16 protein-coding genes are annotated in these 23,077 nt (G+C 65.8%); 3 read left to right on the forward strand and 13 right to left on the reverse strand.

Annotated elements, in window-relative coordinates:
* Window positions 1-387: 387 nt before the first annotated feature.
* The 3 genes from M2428_RS13585 to M2428_RS13595 are packed head-to-tail and all read right to left on the reverse strand — an operon-like array spanning window position 388 to window position 7,968.
* The gene (locus tag M2428_RS13585) at window positions 388-4,092 is read right to left on the reverse strand and encodes a 1,4-alpha-glucan branching enzyme (protein WP_277526479.1); all 3,705 of its coding nucleotides are present in this window, start codon (window positions 4,090-4,092) and stop codon (window positions 388-390) included.
* A 1-nt stretch (window position 4,093) separates the two neighbouring features.
* Window positions 4,094-5,890 carry a maltose alpha-D-glucosyltransferase gene (gene treS, locus M2428_RS13590; protein ID WP_277526480.1) on the reverse strand — a complete coding sequence of 599 codons (1,797 nt, stop codon included), beginning with the start codon at window positions 5,888-5,890 and terminating at the stop codon, window positions 4,094-4,096.
* Between the two features lie 5 nt (window positions 5,891-5,895).
* Window positions 5,896-7,968, reverse strand: coding sequence for an alpha-1,4-glucan--maltose-1-phosphate maltosyltransferase (locus M2428_RS13595; RefSeq protein ID WP_277526481.1), 2,073 nt, complete (start codon window positions 7,966-7,968; stop codon window positions 5,896-5,898).
* 150 nt (window positions 7,969-8,118) lie between these two features.
* Here M2428_RS13595 and glgP point away from each other — a divergent pair, with 150 nt between their 5' ends.
* Entirely contained in the window at window positions 8,119-10,737 is a 2,619-nt protein-coding gene (gene glgP / locus M2428_RS13600) for an alpha-glucan family phosphorylase (RefSeq protein ID WP_277526482.1), read from the forward strand.
* Between the two features lie 36 nt (window positions 10,738-10,773).
* On the opposite strand, the gene M2428_RS13605 is transcribed toward glgP, so the two are convergent.
* Both M2428_RS13605 and glgX read right to left on the reverse strand, forming a co-directional pair.
* A complete protein-coding gene (locus M2428_RS13605; RefSeq protein ID WP_277526483.1) occupies window positions 10,774-11,130 on the reverse strand; it encodes a barstar family protein in 357 nt (118 codons plus the stop codon).
* Between the two features lie 23 nt (window positions 11,131-11,153).
* On the reverse strand, window positions 11,154-13,268 hold the full coding sequence (glgX, locus tag M2428_RS13610; protein ID WP_277526484.1) for a glycogen debranching protein GlgX: 2,115 nt from the start codon (window positions 13,266-13,268) through the stop codon (window positions 11,154-11,156).
* 115 nt (window positions 13,269-13,383) lie between these two features.
* Here glgX and M2428_RS13615 point away from each other — a divergent pair, with 115 nt between their 5' ends.
* On the forward strand, window positions 13,384-14,187 hold the full coding sequence (locus tag M2428_RS13615) for a carbon-nitrogen hydrolase family protein (protein ID WP_277526485.1): 804 nt from the start codon (window positions 13,384-13,386) through the stop codon (window positions 14,185-14,187).
* Between the two features lie 755 nt (window positions 14,188-14,942).
* Here the strand turns inward: M2428_RS13615 and rlmB are convergent.
* The 6 genes from rlmB to M2428_RS13645 all read right to left on the reverse strand — a co-directional run bounded on the left by rlmB (window position 14,943) and on the right by M2428_RS13645 (window position 20,089).
* Window positions 14,943-15,944, reverse strand: coding sequence for a 23S rRNA (guanosine(2251)-2'-O)-methyltransferase RlmB (gene rlmB / locus M2428_RS13620; protein WP_277526486.1), 1,002 nt, complete (start codon window positions 15,942-15,944; stop codon window positions 14,943-14,945).
* 122 nt (window positions 15,945-16,066) lie between these two features.
* A complete protein-coding gene (cysS, locus tag M2428_RS13625; RefSeq protein ID WP_277526487.1) occupies window positions 16,067-17,524 on the reverse strand; it encodes a cysteine--tRNA ligase in 1,458 nt (485 codons plus the stop codon).
* A gap of 105 nt (window positions 17,525-17,629) precedes the next feature.
* Complete coding sequence (locus tag M2428_RS13630) at window positions 17,630-17,980, reverse strand: hypothetical protein (RefSeq protein WP_277526488.1); 351 nt, start codon at window positions 17,978-17,980, stop codon at window positions 17,630-17,632.
* A 103-nt stretch (window positions 17,981-18,083) separates the two neighbouring features.
* A complete protein-coding gene (gene ispF, locus M2428_RS13635; RefSeq protein ID WP_277526489.1) occupies window positions 18,084-18,590 on the reverse strand; it encodes a 2-C-methyl-D-erythritol 2,4-cyclodiphosphate synthase in 507 nt (168 codons plus the stop codon).
* On the reverse strand, window positions 18,587-19,420 hold the full coding sequence (ispD, locus tag M2428_RS13640; protein WP_277526490.1) for a 2-C-methyl-D-erythritol 4-phosphate cytidylyltransferase: 834 nt from the start codon (window positions 19,418-19,420) through the stop codon (window positions 18,587-18,589). The genes ispF and ispD overlap by 4 nt, the downstream gene beginning before the upstream one ends.
* Window positions 19,421-19,606: 186 nt before the next feature.
* Window positions 19,607-20,089: a CarD family transcriptional regulator gene (locus tag M2428_RS13645; protein ID WP_026266570.1), complete on the reverse strand. Its 483-nt coding sequence runs from the start codon at window positions 20,087-20,089 to the stop codon at window positions 19,607-19,609.
* A gap of 312 nt (window positions 20,090-20,401) precedes the next feature.
* Here M2428_RS13645 and M2428_RS13650 point away from each other — a divergent pair, with 312 nt between their 5' ends.
* Window positions 20,402-20,980, forward strand: coding sequence for a hypothetical protein (locus tag M2428_RS13650; protein ID WP_277526493.1), 579 nt, complete (start codon window positions 20,402-20,404; stop codon window positions 20,978-20,980).
* A 128-nt stretch (window positions 20,981-21,108) separates the two neighbouring features.
* On the opposite strand, the gene M2428_RS13655 is transcribed toward M2428_RS13650, so the two are convergent.
* Both M2428_RS13655 and M2428_RS13660 read right to left on the reverse strand, forming a co-directional pair.
* On the reverse strand, window positions 21,109-21,789 hold the full coding sequence (locus M2428_RS13655; RefSeq protein WP_090583992.1) for a response regulator transcription factor: 681 nt from the start codon (window positions 21,787-21,789) through the stop codon (window positions 21,109-21,111).
* A complete protein-coding gene (locus M2428_RS13660) occupies window positions 21,786-23,018 on the reverse strand; it encodes an ATP-binding protein (protein WP_277526673.1) in 1,233 nt (410 codons plus the stop codon). Before M2428_RS13660 ends, M2428_RS13655 begins: the two co-directional genes overlap by 4 nt.
* Window positions 23,019-23,077: the final 59 nt, after the last annotated feature.

Here is a 23,077-nt window from a genome sequence, read left to right on the forward strand (position 1 = left end):
CGGGGTGGCGCAACCTGGTCAATTCAACCAATTCAATACAATAAATTGGTATCAACAAACTTGGCACACTATTGAGTTCTCAAACAACAGACACACCCGGCACCACCACAACCAAACGGTCAAGGATCGCTCCGGAGCAACTTTTCAAACTTACCCGGCCGCTTCACCCTAGTCAAATCGGCGATCCAAACTCAGTCTTGCCATTGGCTTCTGGGTCTTGGTGGCCGTTCAACTCCGGGGAGCAGCGCGGAAATAAACTCTACCACCACTTCGCTTGGCTGACAAAGCCGCCTGGAAGACGGTGCAGAAAAGCCCGGAATCACGCGGATTCCGGGCCTCTCACGGGTATGCCTCGGCGCCACCCGCCCAGTTACCCGGGTGCAGCGGCTAACCCAGCGGCTTGAAGTACGCCGCCCCGAGCGGAGGCAAGGTCACGACGAGTGCGGCCGGCTGCCCGTCGAGGGCGTCCTTCGTCGCAATCAGGGTGCCGGCGTTCTCCACCCCGGAACCGCCGTAGCTGGCGGCGTCGGTGTTGAGCACTTCCTGCCATTCGCCGGCCGCCGGGACGCCCAGGAGGTAGTCCGTGTGCGGGCCGCCGGAGAAGTTCACGGCGCAGACCAGCGGGTTGCCGTCCGCATCGCGGCGGATGAACGTCAGCACGTTGCGGTCCGAGTCTCCCCCGTTGATCCACTGGAAGCCTTCGGGCTGGTTGTCCTGCTCGTACAGGGCCGGCGTGGAACGGTACAGCTCGTTGAGGTCCTTGGTCAGGAGCTGCATGCCCTTGTGAGCGGGGATGTCCGCCAGCCACCAGTCCAGGCCATACTGCTCCGACCATTCGGTTTCCTGGCCGAACTCGGTGCCCATGAAGATCAGCTGCTTGCCCGGGTGGGCCCACTGATATCCCAGGAAAGCGCGCAGGTTTGCCAGCTGCTGCCACCGGTCGCCGGGCATCTTGCGCAGCATGGAGCCCTTGCCGTGCACAACTTCGTCGTGGCTGATCGGCAGGAGGAAGTTTTCCGTGAAGGCATAGACCATCGAGAACGTGACGGTGCCGTGGTGCCACCGGCGGTTGTACGGGTCCTCGGCCATGTACTTGAGCGAGTCATGCATCCAGCCCATGTTCCACTTGAGGCCGAAGCCCAGGCCGCCGCCGCTCGTGGGTGCAGTGACGCCCGGGAATGCGGTGGATTCCTCGGCGATCATGACCGCGCCAGGGTGGGTCTTGTAGACCGTGGCGTTGACCTCCTGGAGGAAGGAGATCGCCTCAAGGTTTTCGCGGCCGCCATACCGGTTTGGCTGCCATTGCCCCTCTTCGCGCGAGTAGTCCAGGTACAGCATGGAGGCGACGGCGTCCACGCGCAGTCCGTCGATGTGGAACTCTTCGAGCCAGTACAGCGCATTGGCCACCAGGAAGTTGCGCACCTCCGTGCGGCCGAAGTCGAAGATCAGCGTGCCCCAGTCCGGGTGTTCGCCCAGGTTCGGATCGGCGTGCTCGTACAGGGCTTCGCCATCGAACCGGGCCAGAGCCCATTCGTCCTTGGGAAAGTGCGCCGGGACCCAGTCCAGGAGAACGCCAATGCCAGCCTGGTGGAGTTCGTCGACGAGGTGGCGGAACTCGTCCGGGTGCCCGAAGCGCGAGGTCGGCGCGAAGTAGGAGGTGACCTGGTAGCCCCACGAACCGCCGAAGGGGTGCTCGGCCACGGGCATGAATTCCACGTGGGTGAAGCCCAACCACTTGACGTATTCGACCAGTTCCTTGGCCAGTTCCTTGTAGCCCAGTCCCACTCGCCACGAGCCGAGGTGGACCTCATAGACGCTCATGGGCGAGTTGTGCGGATCGCGGGCAGCGCGGGCGTCCATCCACTCGGCATCCTTGAAGACATAGGAGGGCTCAACCACGCGGGATGCCGTCAGCGGGGGCACCTCGGTCCCGAAGGCCAGCGGGTCCGCCTTTTCCACCCAGTATCCGTGCCGGGTCCGCAGTTCAAACTTGTAGCACGCCCCTGCTACAACACCCGGGATGAAGACCTCCCACACACCGGTGGAACCTAGGGAGCGCATGGAGTGTTCGCGGCCGTCCCAGCCGTTGAAGTCGCCTTTGACGCGCACTGCCTGGGCATTCGGGGCCCAGACGGCGAAGGACACGCCGTCGACGTCGCCCAGCGAGGACTTGTAGTGCTGGACATGCGCGCCCAGCACATCCCACAGGCGTTCGTGCCGGCCCTCCCCGATCAGGTGCAAGTCCACTTCGCCAATGGTCGGCAGGTAGCGGTAGGGCTCATCCATGACCTGCGGCTCGTGGTCCTTGTACGTCACTTCGAGCCGGTAATCCGGCACGTGGCCGCGCTCGAGCGGTTCCATCACGGCCACCCACACGCCGCTCGCTTCGTGCGTCATGGGCGTGGTGCCTGCCGACGTCACGACAGACACTTCTTCCGCAAGGTGCTTGACCGTCCGGATCGTGACGTGGCCGTGGTCATCAAGGTGGGCGCCCAGGACCGAGTGGGGCGCGTGGTGTTCGCCGCTGGCGACCCTCGCAAGGGTCTCACCGTCCACGGGCAGTGGTGCGCCGGGCCGATCGATACGTGCTGATCCTGTCATTTTTATACCTTCCGCTGCGGCTTCGGCGGCGACGCCGGAACCTGTACTGCCGAGGAGACGACGCGATGCATTCACCGGAATGGGGAGCCAGTCCGGCCTGTTCCTTAGTTCGTAGATGACTTCGTAGAGGGCTTTGTCGAGCCACAGCGCCACAAAGAGCGGCGAGTCGCGGTCGATGCTGCCGGGGATGACTTCGGCGTAGCCGGCCAGGAAGGCCTCAGCGCAGTCGTCCACCCAGGTCCCCGGCACCACGGCACCGGGATTTTCGCGGACGGCGGCGCCGGCGGCGTAGTCGAAGGACCGCAGCATGCCCACGACATCGCGAAGGGGGACGTCGGGGAAGTTGCGTTCCGAGATGGGGCGCAAAGGCTCGCCCTCGAAGTCGAGGATGGCCCAGCGCGGCGCCATTCCGGCGTCACCCGGAACCTGCAGGATCTGCCCGAGATGGAGGTCGCCGTGGATCCGCTGGAGCGGTCCGGCACTGGTGCCTTCGAGCCGGCCGAGGAGACCGTTCAGCGCTTCCTCGTACGGCCCGACGGCGTTGGACGCCTGGGCCCAGGACTCGCGGACGCGCTGGGCTACTCCCGGAGCAATGTCCTGCCCCGGCGCAGATTCGGCGGCTGTGCCCAGTGCCTCGGCAAGCCTCCGGTGCACGGTGGCTGTCGCGGCGCCCAGCGCGTGGGCTTCGGCAGTGAACCCGATCCCCCGGCTGGCCGCGTCCACGGCGAGCCCCCAGGCATCGAGCCCGCCGGCGAGGAATTCGTGCGCAACAGCGAGCTCGCCGCGGGCAGGTCGGGCGGCGCCGGACGGTTCCGTCCCGAGGGCGGCCGCCGGAGTCTCCCACTCGCCGCTTACCCAGCCAAGGGTTGCCGGGACCTCCTCGGTGCGCCCTGCGGTCAATGCCGCACCGATTTCAACCTCGGGGTTCTGGCCTTCCGAGAGCACGCGGAAGAACTTCACGATGGCGGCTGAGCCGCCGTCGTCGACTATCACTGAACTGTTCGATTGCTCGCCGGCGAGCACCTTGACCTTGCCCGTTGCGAACGGCAGGCGGTAGCCGGACTCCACCAGGTGGCCGGTGGCATTCCCCGACGGCGTACTCCCGCCGTGGCGCATGAGCTCGAGCCAGGCGGAGACGAAGGAGGCGTCATGGACGCCGTCGTAGACCCACCGGTGCGCGGCATCAGCACGGGTTCCGGGAAGTTCGCCAATCAACGCACGCTCTCCCCCCGGCAGGGGTTCCGGCCGGAAACTGAGCGGCACCTGGACGATGTCGGTCCGGCTGCCACTGGGAGTGGGGTAGGACACCGCAACTAGCAACACCTCAAAGGCTGCCGCGTCGGGGGCACCCTCGCCCGCGGCAGTCTCCAGACGCAGACCGCCCGCCGGCTCGAAGGTGAACTCGGCAGTCTTGACGGGGAACCATCGCTGGCGCGGCAGCCAGGCGCCAAGCAGTCCGCTCAAGGCCGGGGCAAGTGCTGGTCGAGTCATCTCAACCCTCAATGGACAGGACGGGCATCGCCTGCGTGAACGGGGATGCCGGGTTGGAGGCGGCGGACCGGATCCGCAGCCAGAAGAAATCGTGGCTGCCCAGGGTCAGCGTCAGGGTTCCGTCCTCGCCGATGCCCGGGAACGCCTGGCCGCCGAAAACGTCCCGGAGGCCCCTGCCGGCGAAGCTTGGCACGCGCAGCGTGGTCGCCACCGGATGCTGGGAGAGATTGAAGGCGCACAGGATGGTCTCGGCGTCCGCGCCGGCGGCGTTGCCCTCCGGGAGCTCACGCAGGTAAGCAAGGACGACGTCGTGGTCAGCCTCCACATGCTTGAATCCCCCCAGCCCGAAGGCAGGGTGGTTCTTGCGAACGCTGAGGATCTGCCGGGTCCAGCGCAAGAGCGAACCGGAATGGGCGGCCTCGGCCTCCACATTCGCCATGCTGTAGTTGTAGACCAGCGACTGGATCACTGGCAGGTACAGCTTGCCGGGGTCGGCGGCGGAGAACCCGGCGTTTCGGTCCGGGTTCCATTGCATCGGGGTGCGGACGGCGTCGCGGTCCTCGAGCCAGATGTTGTCCCCCATGCCGATCTCGTCCCCGTAGTACAGGAACGGGCTGCCCGGCAGGGACAGCAGCAGGGCATTGATGAGCTCAATTTCGGAGCGGGAGTTATCCAGCAGCGGGGCCAGTCTGCGTCGGATGCCGATGTTGGCGCGCATGCGCGGATCCGGCGCGTACCAGCCGAGCATCGCCGCGCGCTCGTCGGAGGTGACCATTTCCAGCGTCAGTTCGTCGTGGTTGCGCAGGAAGGTGCCCCACTGGGCGCCTTCGGGGATGTCCGGCGTGTCCTTCATCGTCTCGATGATGGGGGCCGCCTTCTGGTCACGCAGCGCATAATAGAGGCGCGGCATGATCGGGAAATGGAACGCCATGTGGCACTCCGGTTCCTCTTCGGTGCCGAAATACTCCACCACCTCCGCGGGCGGCTGGTTGGCCTCGGCAATGATTACCCGGCCCGGATAGCTTTCATCGACCATCCGGCGCAACTGGCGCAGGAATTCGTGGGTCTGGGGCAGGTTCTCGCAGTTAGTGCCCTCCTCCTCGAACAGGTACGGAATGGCGTCGGCCCGGAAGCCGTCGATCCCCTGGTCAAGCCAGAACCGCACGACGTCGAATAGCGCGTCAATGACCTTGGGGTTCTCGAAGTTGAGGTCGGGCTGGTGGCTGAAGAACCGGTGCCAGAAGAACTGGCGGCGAATGGGGTCGAAGGTCCAGTTGGATTCCTCCGTGTCCACGAAGATGATGCGGGCGTCTTCATACTTCTCGTCCGTATCGCTCCAGACATAGAAATCGCCGAAAGGGCCGTCGGGGTCCTTGCGCGACTCCTGGAACCATGGGTGCTGGTCGGAGGTGTGGTTCAGCGGAAGGTCGATGATCACCCGGACGCCCCGGGCGTGCGCCTCCGCCACGAGCCGTTTGAAGTCGCTAATGGTGCCAAACTCGTCCAGCACGGAATTGTAGTCCGAGATGTCGTAGCCGCCGTCGCGCAGCGGTGACTGGAAGAACGGCGGGAGCCAGAGGCAGTCCACCCCCAGCCACTGCAGGTAGTCCAGTTTGTCGATCAGGCCGTGGAAATCGCCGGAGCCGTCTCCGTTTCCGTCGGCGAAGCCCCGGACGAGCACCTCGTAGAAGACCGCCTTGCGGTACCAGAGGGGATCGTGCTGGAGCCCTGGAGCGTTCAGTTCAAAGCTCCCCCTCGGGCTGAAGTGCTGGCTGGGGTTCTGCGGGCTGAAACTCACTGGCACTACCTCCGGATGCTAAGAACGTGAACGGGCTCGACGTGCGGGTCCAGACGGACGTAGTTGTACTCCCCCCATTCCCAACTCTCGCCGGTCAGCAGGTCATCAACCATGAAACGGCCGTTGTGCGTTAAGTTCTCCGGGTCCAGTTCCAGCGCCGGCAGGTCCAGGGATACGGTGCTCTCCCGGGTGCCGTGCGGGTCCACGTTGACGACGACGATCAAGGTGTCCTTGGTCCCGTCCGGGAGGGTCTTGTGCTTGGAGTACACCACGGTGGAAGTGTCCGAGCTCTGGTGCACCGTCAGGTTCTGCAGGTCCCCGAGGGCCGGGTGCGCGCGGCGGATCGCGTTGAGCCGAGTCAGGTACGGAGCCAATGTGCGTCCGGATTCGGCCGCCGCGTCCCAGTCGCGGGACTTGTACTCAAACTTCTCGTTGTCGATGTACTCCTCGGCGCCGGGACGGGCCACGTGTTCGTAGAGCTCAAAGCCGGCGTACACGCCCCAGATGGGGCTCGCCGTCGCGGCCAGGGCGGCACGGATCTTGAAGGCCGCCGGGCCGCCGAACTGCAGGTATTCGGTGAGGATGTCCGGGGTGTTGACGAAGAAATTCGGCCGGAAGTAGGCCGCCGATTCGTGGCTCACCTCCTGGAAGTACTTCTCCAGTTCCTCCTTGGTGTTCCGCCAGGTGAAGTACGTGTAGGACTGCTGGAAGCCGGCCCGGCCAAGAGCGTGCATCATGGCCGGGCGGGTGAATGCCTCGGCCAGGAACACGACGTCGGGGTGCTTCTTATTGACCTTGGCGATCAGCCATTCCCAGAACCACACGGGTTTGGTGTGCGGATTATCCACCCGGAAGATCTTGACGCCGTGGCTGACCCATAGCAGCACGATCCGGAGAATTTCGTTGGACAGCCCGGCGGGGTCGTTGTCGAAATTCAGCGGGAAAATGTCCTGGTATTTCTTCGGCGGATTCTCCGCGTACGCAATAGTGCCATCGACGCGCGCGGTGAACCATTCCGGGTTACTTTGCACCCACGGGTGGTCCGGCGCGGCCTGCAGCGCCAGGTCCAAGGCCACTTCCAGTCCCAGTTCGCCGGCCCGGGCCACGAAGGCGTCGAAGTCCTCGAAGGTGCCCAGATCCGGGTGGATGGCGTCATGGCCGCCCTCGTGGGACCCGATGGCCCACGGTGAGCCGGGATCGTGCGGCCCGGCGATCAGGGTGTTGTTCGGTCCCTTGCGGTGCTGGACACCGATCGGGTGGATCGGCGGCATATAGATGATGTCAAAACCCATGGCGGCGACGGCGTCGAGGCGCCGCGCTGCCGTGCGGAAGTTACCGGAGGTCCATTCCCCAGTCTCGTGGTTGCGCACGGCGCCTTCGGAACGCGGAAAGAATTCGTACCAGGAGCCGGACCCGGCCAGCGCACGCTCCACCAGCAGCGGGTAGGGCTCGGAAACTGTCACAAATTCCCGGATGGGCTGGCGTTCGACCACGGCAGCGACGTCGGCGCCGAAGCCGGCGGCGAGGCGTTCCTCGGGTGACCGGGAAGTATCGGAGAGGACGACGACGGCCATCCGCAGCGTCCTGCGGTCACCGGAGGGGCGCGAGGCGTCCTCGGAGGCCTCCGCCAGCAGTGCGGCGCCTTCGGCCAGCATCAGCTCGACGTCGATGCCGGCTTCCACCTTGACCTCGGCGTTGTGGTGCCAGGTGCCGTAGCGGTCGTGCCAGGCCTCGATGACGAAGGACCAGTTGCCGGTGGCGGGAGGGGTCAGGAGGCCTTCCCAGCGGTCCGTGCCCATCCCTCGCGGTCCGCGCGGCGGCGCGAGGCGGACCCGCTGCCGCTCTTTGCCGCGGGGGTCGAGCAGGACGGCGCTGACGCCGAGCTGATCGTGTCCCTCCCGGAACGCGGTGGCTCCCACGACAATGGTTTGGCCCTCGACGGCTTTGGCGGGGAACTTTCCGCCCTCTACCGAAGGCTGCACGGCGGTAATCGGAAAGCGGCCAAATCGCAGGCCATCCGTGATCAGGGCCTTGGGCTTTTGCTTGGACACGGCGCTGGTTCGCGAGTTATTCGTCACAGGCTCGACGTTATCTAGAAAACGGCCAGAATGCTAAGGCCTCGAACGTTTTGGGGACGTTTCCGGTTCTGGCCGACCGATATCCGTCATTTACAGGAAAGAATCTTAAAGCAGTTCCGGGGCAACGACTTGTCCGTTAGTGTTTCGCTGGTGAAGGCAATCCGCAGATTTACTGTCCGAACCGTTCTCCCGGAGTCGATCCGGCCGCTGGCCCGGCTCGCCACCAATCTCCGGTGGTCCTGGCACCGGCCCACCCGGGAGCTATTTGAGGGGCTCAACCCCGGGATCTGGGCGGAGAGCGCCCACGACCCCGTGACTTTCCTGGGCCTGGTAAGCCGGGAAGAGCTGCAGCGCCTCGCGGCGGACCAGGACGTAGTGCAGCGGATCCATGCGGCGGCCGACGACCTCGACCGGTACCTGGAACAGCCGCGCTGGTACCAGAGCCTGGGCGACGGCGCACCGGCGTGCATTGCCTACTTCTCGCCCGAATTCGGCATCACCGAGGTCCTGCCCCAGTACTCGGGCGGCCTTGGCATCCTCGCCGGCGACCACCTGAAAGCGGCCTCGGATCTTGGCGTGCCGCTGATCGGCGTCGGCCTCCTGTACCAGGCCGGCTACTTTAAGCAGTCGCTCTCCCGGGACGCCTGGCAGCAGGAAACGTACCCGGTCCTCGATCCGGACGGTCTGCCGCTGACGCTCCTGCGCGAGGCCGCCCCGGACGGCAACGGCAAACCGATCCAGATCTCCCTCCCCCTCCCCCACAGCCGCCGCCTGCTGGCGCACGTGTGGCGGGCCGACGTCGGGCGCGTTCCGCTGCTGCTTCTGGACTCCAACGTTCCGGGCAACGACGAAGCCGCCCGCGGCATCACCGACCGCCTGTACGGCGGCGGCGGTGACCACCGGTTGCAGCAGGAACTCCTGCTGGGCATGGGCGGGGTCAAGGCGCTGCGCGAGTTCCAGCGACTCACCGGCGTCCCCGCGCCGGAGGTATTCCACACCAACGAGGGCCACGCCGGGTTCCTCGGCGTCGAGCGGATCCAGGAATTGATGTCCGGCGCGGAGCCGCTGAGCTGGGAGGAAGCCCTGGCCGCCGGGCGGGCGTCCACGGTGTTCACCACGCACACGCCGGTCCCGGCGGGGATCGACCGTTTCGAGATCTCCCAGATCCAGCACTTCTTCGAAGCCGGCCTCGCCCCGGACGTCCCGGTGGCAAGGATCCTGGACTTGGGCCGTGAGGACTTCGCCGACGGCAACCCGTTCGTCTTCAACATGGCGGTCATGGGACTGCGGCTGGCCCAGCGGGCCAACGGTGTGGCCAAACTGCACGGCGTAGTCTCGCGCGGAATGTTCGCCGCCCTCTGGCCGGGCTTCGACCACTCCGAAATCCCCATCACCTCCGTCACTAACGGCGTGCACGTCCCCACCTGGGTGGACCCTCGGATCTCAGCGTTGGCGCGGGACCATTTCGGTGCCGAGGCGGAGGCGGAGGGCCGCTGGGACTTGGCCTACAACGTCACCGACGAAGATCTCTGGGCGTTGCGGCGCGAGATGCGGGTGTCCTTGGTGGATGATGTCCGGCGCCGGCTCCGGGCCGCCTGGAAGAAGCGCGGCGCGGCCGACGCCGAGCTGGCGTGGACGGACTCCGTCCTGGATCCAGATATCCTGACCATTGGATTTGCCCGGCGCGTGCCGACCTACAAGCGGCTGACCCTGATGCTGCGCGACCCCGATCGTCTCAAGGCGCTGCTGCTGCACAAGACGCACCCCATCCAGCTGGTCATCGCCGGGAAGTCGCACCCGGCAGACGACGCCGGCAAGAAGATGATCCAGGACCTGGTCCGGTTCACCGACGACCCCGCCGTGCGGCACCGGATCGCGTTCCTCCCCAACTACGACATCGCCATGGCCCGGACCCTGTTCCCCGGCTGCGATGTGTGGCTGAACAACCCGCTGCGCCCGCTCGAGGCTTGCGGAACGTCCGGCATGAAGGCTGCCCTGAACGGTTCGCTGAACCTCTCGGTCATGGACGGCTGGTGGGACGAGATGTACGACGGCGAGAACGGCTGGGCGATCCCGACCGCCAACAACGACGCCTCCCCGGAAGAACGCGACGACATCGAGGCGGCGGCACTGTACGAGCTGCTCGAGACGCAGGTGGCACCGCGGTTCTACGGGCTGACCGTGTCCGACGCGGCCGGAGCCGCCGGAGCGTCCCAGCCTGGCCCGCAGAAGGTTCCCACGCACTGGGTCTCCATGATCAAGCACACCATGTCCCACCTTGGCCCGGCAGTCTCAGCGGAACGGATGCTCCGGGACTACGTCAACGTGCTGTACCGGCCCGCGGCGATCGCGGGACGCCACGCCGTGGCCAATAACTACGCGCAGGCCAAGGCGCTGGCGGCGTGGACGTCCCGAATCCGGGCCGCGTGGCCGCAGATCCAGGTGGAACACGTCGACTCTGTGGGGGTTTCCGAGGACCCGCAGATCGGCGATCTGCTGCAGGTCAACGCGTACGTTGCGCTGCGTGAGCTCGCCCCGGACGACGTCTATGTTGAAGTGGCCTACGGCCGGGCCGGGGACACAGACGAGCTGACGGACATCACGGTCGCGGAGCTGAAGGCCGCCGAGGACCTCGGCAAGGGCCGCCATCTCTTCAGCGGCACGCTGGTGATCGACCGTTCGGGGTCCTTCGGCTACACCGTGCGCGTGCTCCCCAAGAATGAGGCGCTGGCGTCCAAGGCTGAACTGGGCCTGATCGTCAACGCCTGATCGTCCAGCGCCTGATCGTCCAGCGCCCGGCGTCCTCTAGAGGCAGACGGCGATGACGTCCAGGCTCTTGCCGGCATAGCCTTCGGCGTCCTGCAGCGTTTCGCAGATGACGGCGAAGGAGAGGTCCGCGCGGAAAGCGGCAGGCACCTGCCAGATGAAGGTGACAGGGGCCTCGCCGTCGTCCGTCACGGCATCCGCGACGTCGTGCAGCGAATCGTGCAGGGCATCCAGATCTGTGCCGTACTCATCGGGGATGTCCAGGAGTTCGCCGAACGTGTCCAGGACCTCCTGTTTGGTAGCAGCGGCGGGGACCACCAAGGCGCGGCGGCCGGCGTCGTCGATTTGCGCCGTGAGTTCTTCGATGGTCCAGGTCTCAGCCGAGTAAATCTTCATGGGGTCCTTAAATTTCGAAATAGTTAGGTGCGGTAGATATTGATCGTGTTCGCCTGGACGAGGTCCCGTTCACCGGAGGCTACGCGGGCGCCCTGACGCCGGTCATGGAGTTCGGACGTTGTCACGCGAAGCTCGAAGAGCCGGTGCCCGAAGCCGTCATCGTTGCTCAGCTGCGGCAACGTGACCTTGACGTCGTCGGCGCCGCCGTTGACCACCACGAGGCCGTCCACGTGCCCGTCGTCGGACCCGTGCAGGAGCTGGATCACGCGGTGGCCGGGGTCATGCCACGTGTCGGTTGACATGGGCTTGCCGTCCACATCGAACCAGTGGAAGTAAGACTGGGTGTCACGGGCCGGGTAATCATGCGGCTGGCCGGCCAGGAACTCCTTGCGCAGCCGGATGACGCGCTTGGTGGTGCGCAGCATCGCGTGGGATTCCGTGGTGCTGGTCCAGTCGATCCAGGTGAGCGCGTTGTCCTGGCAGTAGGCGTTGTTGTTCCCCTGCTGGGTCCGGCCGATCTCGTCCCCGGCGGTGATCATGGGTACGCCCTGGGAAATCATCAGGCAGGCCATCAGGTTCCGCCGGCTTTGGGCGCGCCGGGCGAGGATGTCGCCGTCTTCGGTGGGGCCCTCGAAACCGTGGTTGTAGCTGCGGTTGTCGCCGTGGCCGTCCCGGTTCTGCTCGCCGTTGGCCTCGTTGTGCTTGCGGTCGTAGGCGGTCAGGTCGGCCAGGGTGAAGCCGTCGTGGGCTGTGATCAAGTTCAGCGAGGCCAGCCGGGTCCTGCCCGAGGACTCGAACAACTGGGCGGAACCAGAGAGAGCGTCCGCGAGGCGGGCCACCGGGCCGCCGCTGCCGCCGCCGTCCATCGCGGCGCGGTCGGCGAGCCAGAAGCTGCGGACGGCGTCCCGGAAGTGGTCGTTCCAGTCCACCCAACCGGCCGGAAACCGGCCGGTCTGCCAGCCGCCGTAGCCGACGTCCCAGGGTTCGGAAATCAGCTTGACCCCGGACAGGACAGGATCGGCGCCCACCGCGACGAGGAAGGGGTGCCGCGGATCGAATTCGTTGGCGCTGTTCCGGCACAGCGTGACGGCAAGGTCGAAGCGGAAGCCGTCGATGTGGAACTCGCTCACCCAGTAGCGCAGGGAGTCCAGCACCAGCTGCACCACGCGAGGTTCGCCAAAGTTCAGGCTGTTGCCGCAACCCGTGGTGTCGACATACTTGCCGTGGCCGTCGTTGCGGTAATACTGCATCTCGCCCAGGCCACGGAAGCTCAGGGTGGGGCCGTCCGTGCCGCCCTCGGCGGTGTGGTTGTACACGACGTCGAGGATGACCTCGAGCCCGGCTGCATGCAGCAGTTTGATCATGCCCTTGAACTCGTCTTGGACCGCGCGGGCGCCGGCGGCCTGGGCGGCCGCGGTGGCGTAGCCGGGGTGCGGGGCGAAGAAGGCGGCTGTGTTGTAGCCCCAGTAGTTCGTCAGCCCGAGCTGCTGAAGGTGCGGCTCGTCCACGTGGAAATGGACGGGCAGCAGCTGGATGGCCGTGACACCCAGGGAGACTAGGTGCTCAATCATGGCGGGGTGGGCCATCCCGGCGTATGTCCCCTGCAGTTCCTCCGGAATATCCGGGTGCAGCTTCGTCTGGCCCTTCACGTGGGCTTCGTAGACGATCGTGTTGCGCCACGGGACGCGCGGGCTGCGGTCCAGCCCCCAGTCAAAGTCGTCGCCGACCCGGACGCTGGTGATCAGACCCTCACGTTCGTCGACGCCCCGGCCATAGGGGTCCATCAGCAACGGCTGCTCGCCGACAGCATCAAAATCTGTGGCGGGCATGGACAGCGGGAGGGCCTCGTGTTCCGGGGAGGCCCGGAAGCCGTAGCGCGTCCCGGAGGGAATGCCCTCCACAATGCCGTGGTGCACGCCGTCGGTGTAATTGGGCAGGGTCTTTACCTGCCAGGTGCCCCCCGGCGCCTGATACGCGATCTCCAGGGTGGTCACGCCGGGCGCGTAGACGGCCACGTTGGCGCACTCACCCCGGGGATCGTCCACTGCCGGTGATCCGGTGTGCGGAGTGCTGATCCCCAGCGGAAACGCCCGCGAAGCGTCTACGGTGGAAGCGGTATCTATGTAAGACATAACCATTGCTTAAAGCTTAGCCGGGCCGGACAAGTGGCCCCCGTTTTCGTTTTCATGACGTTTTGCAGTGTACGGACCGCCGCACTGCATACTGTAATGAAGCGCCGAGTTGGAGGTAAATGTGCGCGTTGCACTAGCCCAAATCGTCACCGGCCGCGATCTGGCCGCGAACCTGGCCCTCGTGGACGGCTACGCGCGCCAGGCAAAGGCCGGCGGCGCGGACCTGGTGGTGTTCCCGGAAGCGACCATGCGGGCCTTCGGCAATTCGCTCCTGGACATCGCCGAGCCACTGGACGGTCCGTGGGCTGCACGCGTGCGCGCCCTCGCCGCGGAGCTCGGCATAGTTATCGTCGCGGGTATGTTCACCCCTGGCACTGCCGGCAATGGCGCCAAGGTGCGCAACACCCTGCTGGTCACCGGCCCCGGCCTTGAGGCCAGCTACGACAAAATCCACCTCTTCGATGCCTTCGGTTTCGCCGAGTCCGACACTGTTGACGCCGGCACCGCCCCCGTCACCTTCGAACTCGACGGCGTGACCTTCGGCCTCGCCACCTGCTACGACGTCCGCTTCCCGGACCTGTTCACGGAAAACGCGGATCGCGGGGCCGACGTAAACATTGTGTGCGCCTCTTGGGGATCAGGCCCCGGCAAGGCCGACCAGTGGAAGCTCCTGGCCCGCGCCCGCGCCCTGGACTCCACCACTCTGGTCCTTGCCTGCGGCCAGGGCGACCCCGCCAGTCAGGGCATCCCGGTCAAGGGTTCCGCCCCCACCGGCGTCGGGCACTCCGTGGTCGTGTCCCCCATGGGCGACATCCTGGACGAGCTCGACGGCGCCCCGGGCCTGCTATTCGCCGACCTCGACACCGCCGCCGTCAAGGAAGCCCGCACCAAACTCCCGGTCTTAGCCAACCGGCACAAGTTCTAAGCCACCTGTTCCACAGACAGATGCTTCTGACTGTGGTCACCACCCGCGGACATCGGCGCCCTGCCGTCGCTTAGCGGTCCTTAGCAAGACACCGCCGCCCGCTCGATTCTGCCCACCCGCGTCGATCACTTCGGTATTCACAATGACTTCCGCGGCTCATTCAGCCTGGCGACGCGCAAACGCCCTGGCGCTAGGGGTATTCGGGTCGCGGGAAGACATCAGCGCGTCGCAGAAGGAAATGCGCGTCGCAGGAAGGAACGTGCGTCCTGCGTCGAGGTACTTCGGAGGAACATCAGAGCCAAGGAGAACCCCGATTCTGAGCGTTAAAGGCAACTGCTCCCTCACGAGACGTGAGGGAGCAGTTGCCCCTAACAGCGAACGGTGCGAAAGCAACCGGCGAAAGGTGACGGAGCGTCTGAGACGGAAGCGGAGTTTTGCTAAGGAGCGCATCGCCGACCAGAGCGCAACAAGGCAGACGCTGCCCACCGTTTTCGAGATAAACGGAAACGCTCCCCCACAAGGTGTGAGGGAGCGTTTCCGTAGTGCGCGAAAGGTGACGGAGCGTCTGAGACGGAAGCGGAGTTTTGCTAAGGAGCGCATCGCCGACCAGAGAGGCTTGAGGCCGCCCGCGGCCGAAAGCGTCGACGGGAGGTGTCTAAGCGACGGCAAAACCCCGCTTCTGGCGGAACCCAGCCACGACTCCGGCGACGGCAAAACCCCGGTTCCGGCGGAACCCAGCCCGCCCCGAAGTGGGACTACTTGGCGGCGCGCTGGCGGGAGATTTCGTAGAGGGAGATGCCGACTGCCATGGAGGCGTTCAGGGATTCCATGGCGGAGTCGATCGGGATCGAGACGATCTGGTCGCAGTTTTCGCGGACCAGGCGGCTCAGGCCCTTGCCCTCGGACCCTACGACGATGCACACCGGTTCGGTGGCCAGGGCGAGTGCGGGCAGCGAGACGTCGCCGTCACCGTCGAGGCCCAGGACGTAGATGCCCATGTTCTTGAAGGCCTTGAGCGTGTTGTTCAGGTTGGCCGCGCGTGCGACGGGGACGCGGACGGCCGCGCCGGCGCTGGTCTTCCAGGCCGAGGCGGTGACGCCCACGGAGCGGCGCTCCGGGACGATGACGCCGTGCCCGCTGAAGGCCGAGACGGAGCGGATGATCGCGCCCAAGTTGCGGGGATCCGTGATGCCGTCGAGGGCAACGAAGAGCGGGGCGTTGGATACGTGGCCCTTCTTCCAGGACTCGAGGGTCTCCTCGGCGAGCTCGTAGGCGTCCTGGTATTCGTACGGCGGGATCTGCAGCACGAGGCCCTGGTGGATGGCGTCGTCGGTCATGCGATCGAGCTCGGGCTTGCCGGTTTCCATCAGCGGGATGCCGCGTTCGGCGGCGAGCTTCAGGGATTCCTTGACACGGTCGTCCATTTCGATGCGGACGGCGACGTGCAGGGCCTTGGCCGGGATGCCGGCGCGCAGGGCTTCGACCACCGAGTTGCGCCCGGTGACAACTTCTTCCGTGGCGCGGCCCTTGGGACCGGAACGGCCGGTGCGGGCGGCGGCGCTGGTAGTGCGGCTGCCACTGGCGCGCTTGGCCTCGGAACGTTCCGAGAGCTGCTTGTTCTTGAACGCCTTGTGGTAGGGGCGGTCCTCCGCCTTCGGCGTGGGGCCCTTGCCCTCAAGTGCCTTGCGGCCGTGACCGCCGGTTCCGACGGAGGGGCCCTTCTTCAATTTGACCGAGCGGCGACCGTTGTTGGCCATGAGTTTCACCCTTTAAATACGCGATTCGTTGATAAGTCTGACCTCCAGTCTACTGACTCGAGTTAAATCCTCGACCGGAAGGGACGACGACGGCCCACTTCACCGGCCGTCGTCAACGAGGTTCAGCCGCGCTTCAGGCTCCAGCTCGCCCCGTCCGGGCCGTCCTCGACGACAACGCCAGCGGCGGCCAGGGTGTCCCGGATGGCGTCGGACGCAGCCCAGTCCTTGGCGGCCCGAGCCTGTGCCCGCGCCTCCAGTTGCGCCTCAACCAGGACACCCAGGGCTGTGGTGGCGTGCTCGTCGACTGCCGGCGCCGCGGTGTCGTTGAGACCAAGGACACGCATCATGTCGGTGACGCTGGCCAGTGCCTGCCCCGCGGCGTCGCGATCACCGTCCGTGAGAGCCGTGTTACCGGCGCGGACTGTGTCGTGCAGGACGGCGAGGGCCTGCGGCACGTTGAGGTCATCGTCCATGGCGGCCGCGAAGGCATCCGGAACTGTGCCGTAGCTGAATACGCCGACCGCGCCGTCATGCGCCATCGTGCTCCGAAGTGCGCGGCTGATGAACCCGTCAATGCGTTCGACGGCGGCGGCGGCCTCCTGCAGGGACGTCGGCTGATAATCCAGGACCGAGCGGTACTGCGCCTGCCCGAGGTAGTACCGGACGACGCGCGGCGGGGCGAGTTCGAGCATTTCCGCCGGGCTGACGGTGTTGCCGATGGACTTGGACATCTTCTCGCCGGCGTAGGTGACCATGCCGTTGTGCATCCAGAAGTTGGCGAAGCCGTGGCCGGCCGCCTGCGACTGCGCCATTTCGTTCTCGTGGTGCGGGAAGCGCAGGTCCAGTCCGCCGCCGTGGATGTCGAACTCGGTGCCGAGGTACTTGGTCACCATCGCGGAGCATTCGAGGTGCCAGCCCGGGCGGCCGGGGCCCCACGGGGAGGCCCAGCTCGCCGTCGTCGGCTCCCCGTCCTTGTAGCCCTTCCACAGCGCGAAGTCGCGGGGGTCCTTCTTGCCGCGCGGGTCGGCGTCCGGGGCCCCCTGCATGTCGTCTAGTTTTTGGCGCGTCAGCGTTCCGTATTTGGACCAGGAACGCACGTCGAAGTAGACGTCGCCGGAGTCGTCGAGGGCCGGGTAGGCGTGGCCGCGGTCGATCAGCTGCTGGATGAGGGCGTGCATTTCCGGGATGTGCCCGGTGGCGCGAGGCTCATAGGTGGGGCGGGAGACGCCCAGGGTGTCGTAGGCCTTGAGGAATTCCTGCTCGTAGCGGTAAGCCAGGGCCCACCATTCCTCGTTGCGCAGCGCCCCGGGCTCGTCTTCAAAGTCGGGGCCGAAGGACGCTGCGGACTTGACGAGGATCTTGTCATCGATGTCGGTGACGTTGCGGACCGCCGTCACGCGGAAGCCCCGGTACTGCAGCCAGCGGGTCAGCTGGTCGAACGCGATGGCCGAGCGGATGTGGCCGACATGTGGCATGCCCTGCACGGTGGCTCCGCAGTAGTACAGGCTCACGTTGCCAGGTACCAGGGGGACGAAGTCGCGGACTTCGGCGGATGCAGTGTCGTAAAAGCGCAGGGTCACCGCTCCAGATTAGCCGATGGCGCTCCGCGGCTTTACCTACGGCTTACCCGCGGCTTTACCGGGGGGCGGCAGGCCCGGGAGTCCGGGAGCCTCCGATCCGGCAACCTACTTGCAGTATTGCCCGATCTTGTTGATCTGCTCCGTGAGCTGGGCTGTCTGTTCGGCGGTCTTGGTTCCCGTGGGGCTCGCCGCAACCTGCTTCATGATGTCGGCCATCTGCTGGATAGGGGCGCCCACTTCCGGCGCCACCTTGTCCGCAACTTCCTGGTAGTGCTGGCCAATCTGCCCGGCCTGCTCCTTCGCGCTCCCGGAGGGCACGAAGGTGTCGTTGTTGAGGAACTTGCAGCTTTCCTCAACACTCAACTTCGGCGTGGCGCTGGGTGCCGTCGTCGAGCCGGCACAGCCGCTCAGCATGGTCCCTGCCACGAGTACGACGGCGGTCAGCAGCTTTTTCACGGCGGGTCTCCTGGCGGTTCGGAACGGGAGGTCACAGTCGGGTCTTCCCCTCAAGCGTAGGGGACCGGGGCCGGCAGTGTTTAAAGTGTTTAGGCTGCGTTGGTTAGCCGGCCGGATAGACCAGCGCTGTTGCGACGGCCGAGATCCCCTCGCCCCGGCCGGTAAATCCGAGTCCGTCGCTCGTGGTGGCTGTGACGCTGACCGGTGCTGCGGCAGCCGCGCTGAGGACCCGCTGGGATTCCTCCCGCCGCGGGCCGAATTTGGGCCGGTTGGCCACGAACTGAACGGCGATATTGCCGATTACGAACCCGTGGGCGCGAACAATCCTGGCGGCCTCTGCCAGCAGGGTCACGCCGGACGCCCCGGCATACTCGGGCCGGTCCGTACCGAAATGCGTGCCGAGGTCCCCTATCCCGCAGGCCGAGAAAAGCGCGTCGGCCGCGGCGTGCGCCACGGGGTCGCCGTCGGAGTGGCCGGAGAGTCCCCGCTCCCCCTCCCAGAAGAGTCCGCCGAGCCACAACGGCTGCGGCATGTCTTCGGCGGCGTAGGCATGGACATCGATCCCGATCCCGGTCCTGGGGATCAGCGGCGCGTTGGTGGACATGCTCATCCCTCCACCCAGCGCACACCCAGGGGCCCCTCGAGGAGGCCTTCAGCCAGGATCAGGTCCAGGGGCGTGGTGATCTTCAGGGACTGGCTGGCGCCGCGCACGGCGTGGACGGGGACACCGATCAGCTCCACGAGCATCGCGTCGTCCGTGACGAGGGCGGCCTGGCCGGCGTCGAACCCGGCGGCAGCCTCGTGGGCACGTTTGAGGGTGGTGAAGGCGAATCCCTGCGGCGTCTGCACGGCGCGGAGCGACTCCCGCGGCGCCGTCCCGGTGACCAGCTCGGGGGCCACCGCTGCGCCGTCGCCGGTGGTCGGTTCGACGGTCTTGACCGTATCGACCACCGGAATCACCGGAATGACGGCCGAGGCACCGGCGGCAAGCGCCGCTGCCACTCGATGAAAGACGGCCTCTGGCACCAATGCCCGGGCGGCATCGTGGACCAGAACCGATTCGGTATCAGGCAGGAGGGCAGCCATCGCAGCGCGGACGGAATCGGCGCGGTTCGCACCGCCGTCGACCACCGTGACGACTGGGACCTGGACCCCGTAAGGGGACTCCGCCGTGAGGCCGTGCCCGGCCGCAAGCTCTTGCGCGAAGGCCTCGCACAGCGCCCGCAGCTCGGTGTCCCCCGGTGGGATCGCAACGCAGATCTGCTGCGCGATCCCGGCGGCTGCCACGCCGCGCAGGGCGTGGGTGAGGATACTGTCCCCGCCGAGAGGCACTTTTGCTTTCGGCATGCCGTAGCCCAGCCGCTGGCCGGAGCCGGCGGCCACAACAATGACCGCGGTGGCGGGACCGGCCGGTGACGTATTCGTCGGTGCAGTATCCATGCGCACAAGACTACGTCCCCGCGCCCTCGACTATCCCGTTGCGCTATCAGTTGTGGCTGCTCTGGGCGCTCAGAGGGACCCAAAGTGATAGCGCAACCGAAAAAACGGCAAAAAGAAGCCCCGGCGGCCTGAGGCCACCGGGGTTCGATTCTTATCTGCGCCGGCCCTGCTGGGGCCGGCCCTGTGTTAGGAAGCCAGGACCTCGTCGAGAACGCTTGCAGCCTTCTCTTCATCAGTCTTCTCAGCCAGTGCCAGTTCCGAAATCAGGATCTGGCGGGCCTTGGCCAGCATGCGCTTCTCTCCAGCGGAGAGACCCCGGTCGTGATCACGGCGCCAGAGATCGCGGACGACCTCAGCTACCTTGATGACGTCACCGGAAGCAAGCTTTTCCAGGTTTGCCTTGTAACGACGCGACCAGTTGGTGGGTTCCTCAGTGAACTCGGCCCGCAGCACATCGAACACGTGCTCCAAACCTTCTTTGCCCACTACGTCCCGAACCCCAACCAGGTCAACGTTTTCTGCTGGAACTTCAATGGTCAGATCACCCTGAGCCACCTTGAGCTTGAGATACATCTTCTCTTCGCCCTTGACAGTGCGCATCTTGATTTCTTCAATTTTCGCTGCACCGTGGTGAGGGTAAACTACTGTCTCGCCGACCTCAAAAACCATGTGGACATTCCCCTTTCCCGCAGACCAGTTTATCACGATTAAGGCATACAACTGGCACCCAAAGGTGCCGGGAACCGCATGAATCCGGGGAAAATGGCCTCAATCCACCCCCTCAAACCCCTTGACGAATGCGGATAATAGTGCCTTTGGCCTTAACTGCCAAGAGGTTTCCGGCCCCCGCCAAGCGGGCTCCGGCCGCCGGGAGCGGCACGCATCCCTGCGCTTATGTGTAGGCGCCGAGTCCTTGTTTGAGGCCGATTGCGGATAGGCTATGGCTGAATAATGTTCCAAGACTCTCAAGGAGTGCGTGACGTGCGTTTCACTGCGATGAACCGGGGCCAGCGCGGCAAGCTGGCAATGGCTACGGCTGCACTTGGCATTGGCCTGCTGTCCGTGACCGGCTGTGGCTACATCAACCCCCAGCAGACCTCGGAGCAGTACTCGGCATCCGACGGAACCCGCACTGACCTCGGAGCGCTGCAGCTGCGCAACTTCATCATCATCGCCGACGGCGAGGACAAGCCGGGCCGCGTGATCGGCGCCGTGTACAACACCTCCTCCAAGGACGTTGTGCTGACCATCAAGGGCGCGGCGGGGTCGCAGGCCGAAGTTCCGGTCAAGCAGAAGTCCTACACCATGCTCAACGACTCCACCGCCCCGGCGATCCTGAGCGCCGCGGGCGCCAAGCCGGGATCCGTGGCCGAGGTGACCATCTCCGAGGACGGCACCAGCCAGGACGCCAAGTTCAAGGTTCCGGTCATGGACGGCACGATCGCCGACTACAAGGCGTACCTGCCGACGCCGGAGCCCACCGCCACGGACGCGGCGACGTCGCCTGAGACGGCACCTGCGGCCGAAACGCCCACGCCGAGCAGCACCGCCGGCCACTAGCTCAGAAGCTGGATCTAACGCAAAAGGAGGGCACCTGCGGGCCCCCCTCCTTTTGCATGTCGCCTCGACTTGCAGCTGTCCTGGACCTACAGCTGCCCGGCCGGGCCGCCGGGCAGCTTGGTCCGGCTTTAGGGCTCGAACTTGTAACCCAGCCCGCGGACGGTAATCAGGTACCGTGGCGCGGAGGCATCCGGTTCGATCTTGCTGCGCAGCCGCTTGACGTGGACGTCGAGGGTCTTGGTGTCCCCCACATAGTCGGAGCCCCACACCCTGTCGATCAGCTGACCGCGGGTCAGGACCCGGCCGGAGTTCCGCAGCAGCATTTCCAGCAGCTCGAACTCCTTGAGCGGCAAGGCGATCTGCTCGCCCCCGACGCTGACCACGTGGCGTTCAATGTCCATCCGGACAGGACCGGCCTGCACCGTACTGGAGACGAGTTCCTCCGGTTCGCTCTGGCGCCGCAGGACGGCGCGGACCCGGGCCACGAGCTCCCGCGAGGAGTAGGGCTTGGTGACGTAGTCGTCGGCGCCCAGCTCCAGCCCTACCACCTTGTCGATTTCCGAGTCCTTGGCCGTCAGCATGATCACGGGCACCCCGGAGCGCTGCCGGAGTTGGCGGCAGACCTCAGTGCCTGACTGGCCCGGCAGCTGCAGGTCCAGGAGGACGAGGTCGGCGCCGTTACGGTCGAATTCGGTGATGGCGTCCAGTCCGTTGTCCACCACCTCGACCTCAAACCCTTCTTTACCCAACAGATAGGACAGGGGGTCGCTGAAGGACTCCTCGTCCTCGACAATCAGAATCCGGCTCAAGCGGTTGCTCCTTGCTCATGGACGCCGGCGGCGTCACGTCGTTGCGGTCTGGGGTACCGACCGGAAGTGTGGGCAGCGGGCTTGCCCGCGTCGGAGGCGTCGCCGTCGTCCTGCCCTTCCATCTCGGGAAGTCGAATGGTGAACGTGGAACCCTGGCCGGGCTGGGACCACAGGGTCACCTCGCCGCCGTGGTTGGAAATGACGTGCTTGACGATGCTCAGGCCAAGTCCCGTGCCTCCGGTCTGACGGGAGCGGGCGGCATCCACCCGGTAGAAGCGCTCAAAGACACGCTCCTGGTCCTCGGCGCTGAGCCCATCGCCCTGGTCCGTCACCGAGACTGCCACGAGGCCGTCCTTGACCCGGAGGCCCACCCCAACCTTGGTGTTCTCCGGTGAGTACCGGATGGCGTTGTCGATCAGGTTGCGCAGGGCGGTCACGAGGAGGTCCTGGTCGCCGTAGACCACGGCATCAGCGTGCCGGCCAACCACCAGCTGGATGTTCTTGCTCTCGGCCGGCAGCTGGGAGCGGTCCACGGCCTCGCTGACCACAGTGTTAATGTCCACCGGGCGGCCCTGCTGCACGACGTTGGCACCCTGGAGCCGGGAGAGTTCGATGATGTCCTGCACCAGGGCCGCAAGCCGGGTCGATTCCTTGTGCATGCGCTTGGCGAACCGTTTGACCGCCTCCGGGTCGTCAGCGGACGATTCGAGTGCCTCAGCCAGGAGGGAGATCGCCCCGACCGGGGTCTTCAGTTCGTGGGAGACGTTCGCGACAAAGTCGTTGCGGACTTCCTCGGTGCGGGTGAGCTCCGTCCGGTCATCGGCCAGCAGCAGGATGTATTCCTCCGTAATGACGGCGGCCCGGACCTGGACAATAATCGTTCCCTGGCCGAGCGGGCCGCGCGGCAGCTCCAGTTGCTTTTCGAGGATGACACCGTCCCGCCGCACCTTGGCCGTCAGTTCCAGCAGCTGCTGGTGCACCACGGTGTGCCCGCGGACCAGGCCATAGGCGTAGGCGGCAGGGCTGGCGCGGACCACGCCGTCGATCGCATCCACCACCACAAAAGCGCGGCCGAGGACGGCAAGCACCTCCGCGGCGCCCTCGGGCAGCGAGGGGTCGTCGACGTCGACGTCGACAATGTGCCGTTGCTGCTCACTCACGCGGAACGCGAGTACGCCGAACATGCCAAACGAGAGGCCGATCAGGCCGGCGATTACGCCGATGAGCATTGGATCCACGGCTCCAGCTTATGCTCTGGCATAGGGCCGAAACCGAAATCTCCTGCGAT

The organism is Arthrobacter sp. ES3-54 (genome assembly GCF_029504395.1).
Taxonomy (GTDB): domain Bacteria; phylum Actinomycetota; class Actinomycetes; order Actinomycetales; family Micrococcaceae; genus Arthrobacter.

Coding starts and splice junctions, on each gene's coding strand:
- M2428_RS13585 (WP_277526479.1), bottom strand. CDS start 4,092: ATGACTCGACCAGCACTTGCCCCGGCCTTGAGCGGACTGCTTGGCGCC.
- M2428_RS13605 (WP_277526483.1), bottom strand. CDS start 11,130: ATGAAGATTTACTCGGCTGAGACCTGGACCATCGAAGAACTCACGGCG.
- glgX (WP_277526484.1), bottom strand. CDS start 13,268: ATGGTTATGTCTTACATAGATACCGCTTCCACCGTAGACGCTTCGCGG.
- rlmB (WP_277526486.1), bottom strand. CDS start 15,944: ATGGCCAACAACGGTCGCCGCTCGGTCAAATTGAAGAAGGGCCCCTCC.
- ispF (WP_277526489.1), bottom strand. CDS start 18,590: ATGAGCATGTCCACCAACGCGCCGCTGATCCCCAGGACCGGGATCGGG.
- ispD (WP_277526490.1), bottom strand. CDS start 19,420: ATGGATACTGCACCGACGAATACGTCACCGGCCGGTCCCGCCACCGCG.
- M2428_RS13645 (WP_026266570.1), bottom strand. CDS start 20,089: ATGGTTTTTGAGGTCGGCGAGACAGTAGTTTACCCTCACCACGGTGCA.
- M2428_RS13660 (WP_277526673.1), bottom strand. CDS start 23,018: ATGCTCATCGGCGTAATCGCCGGCCTGATCGGCCTCTCGTTTGGCATG.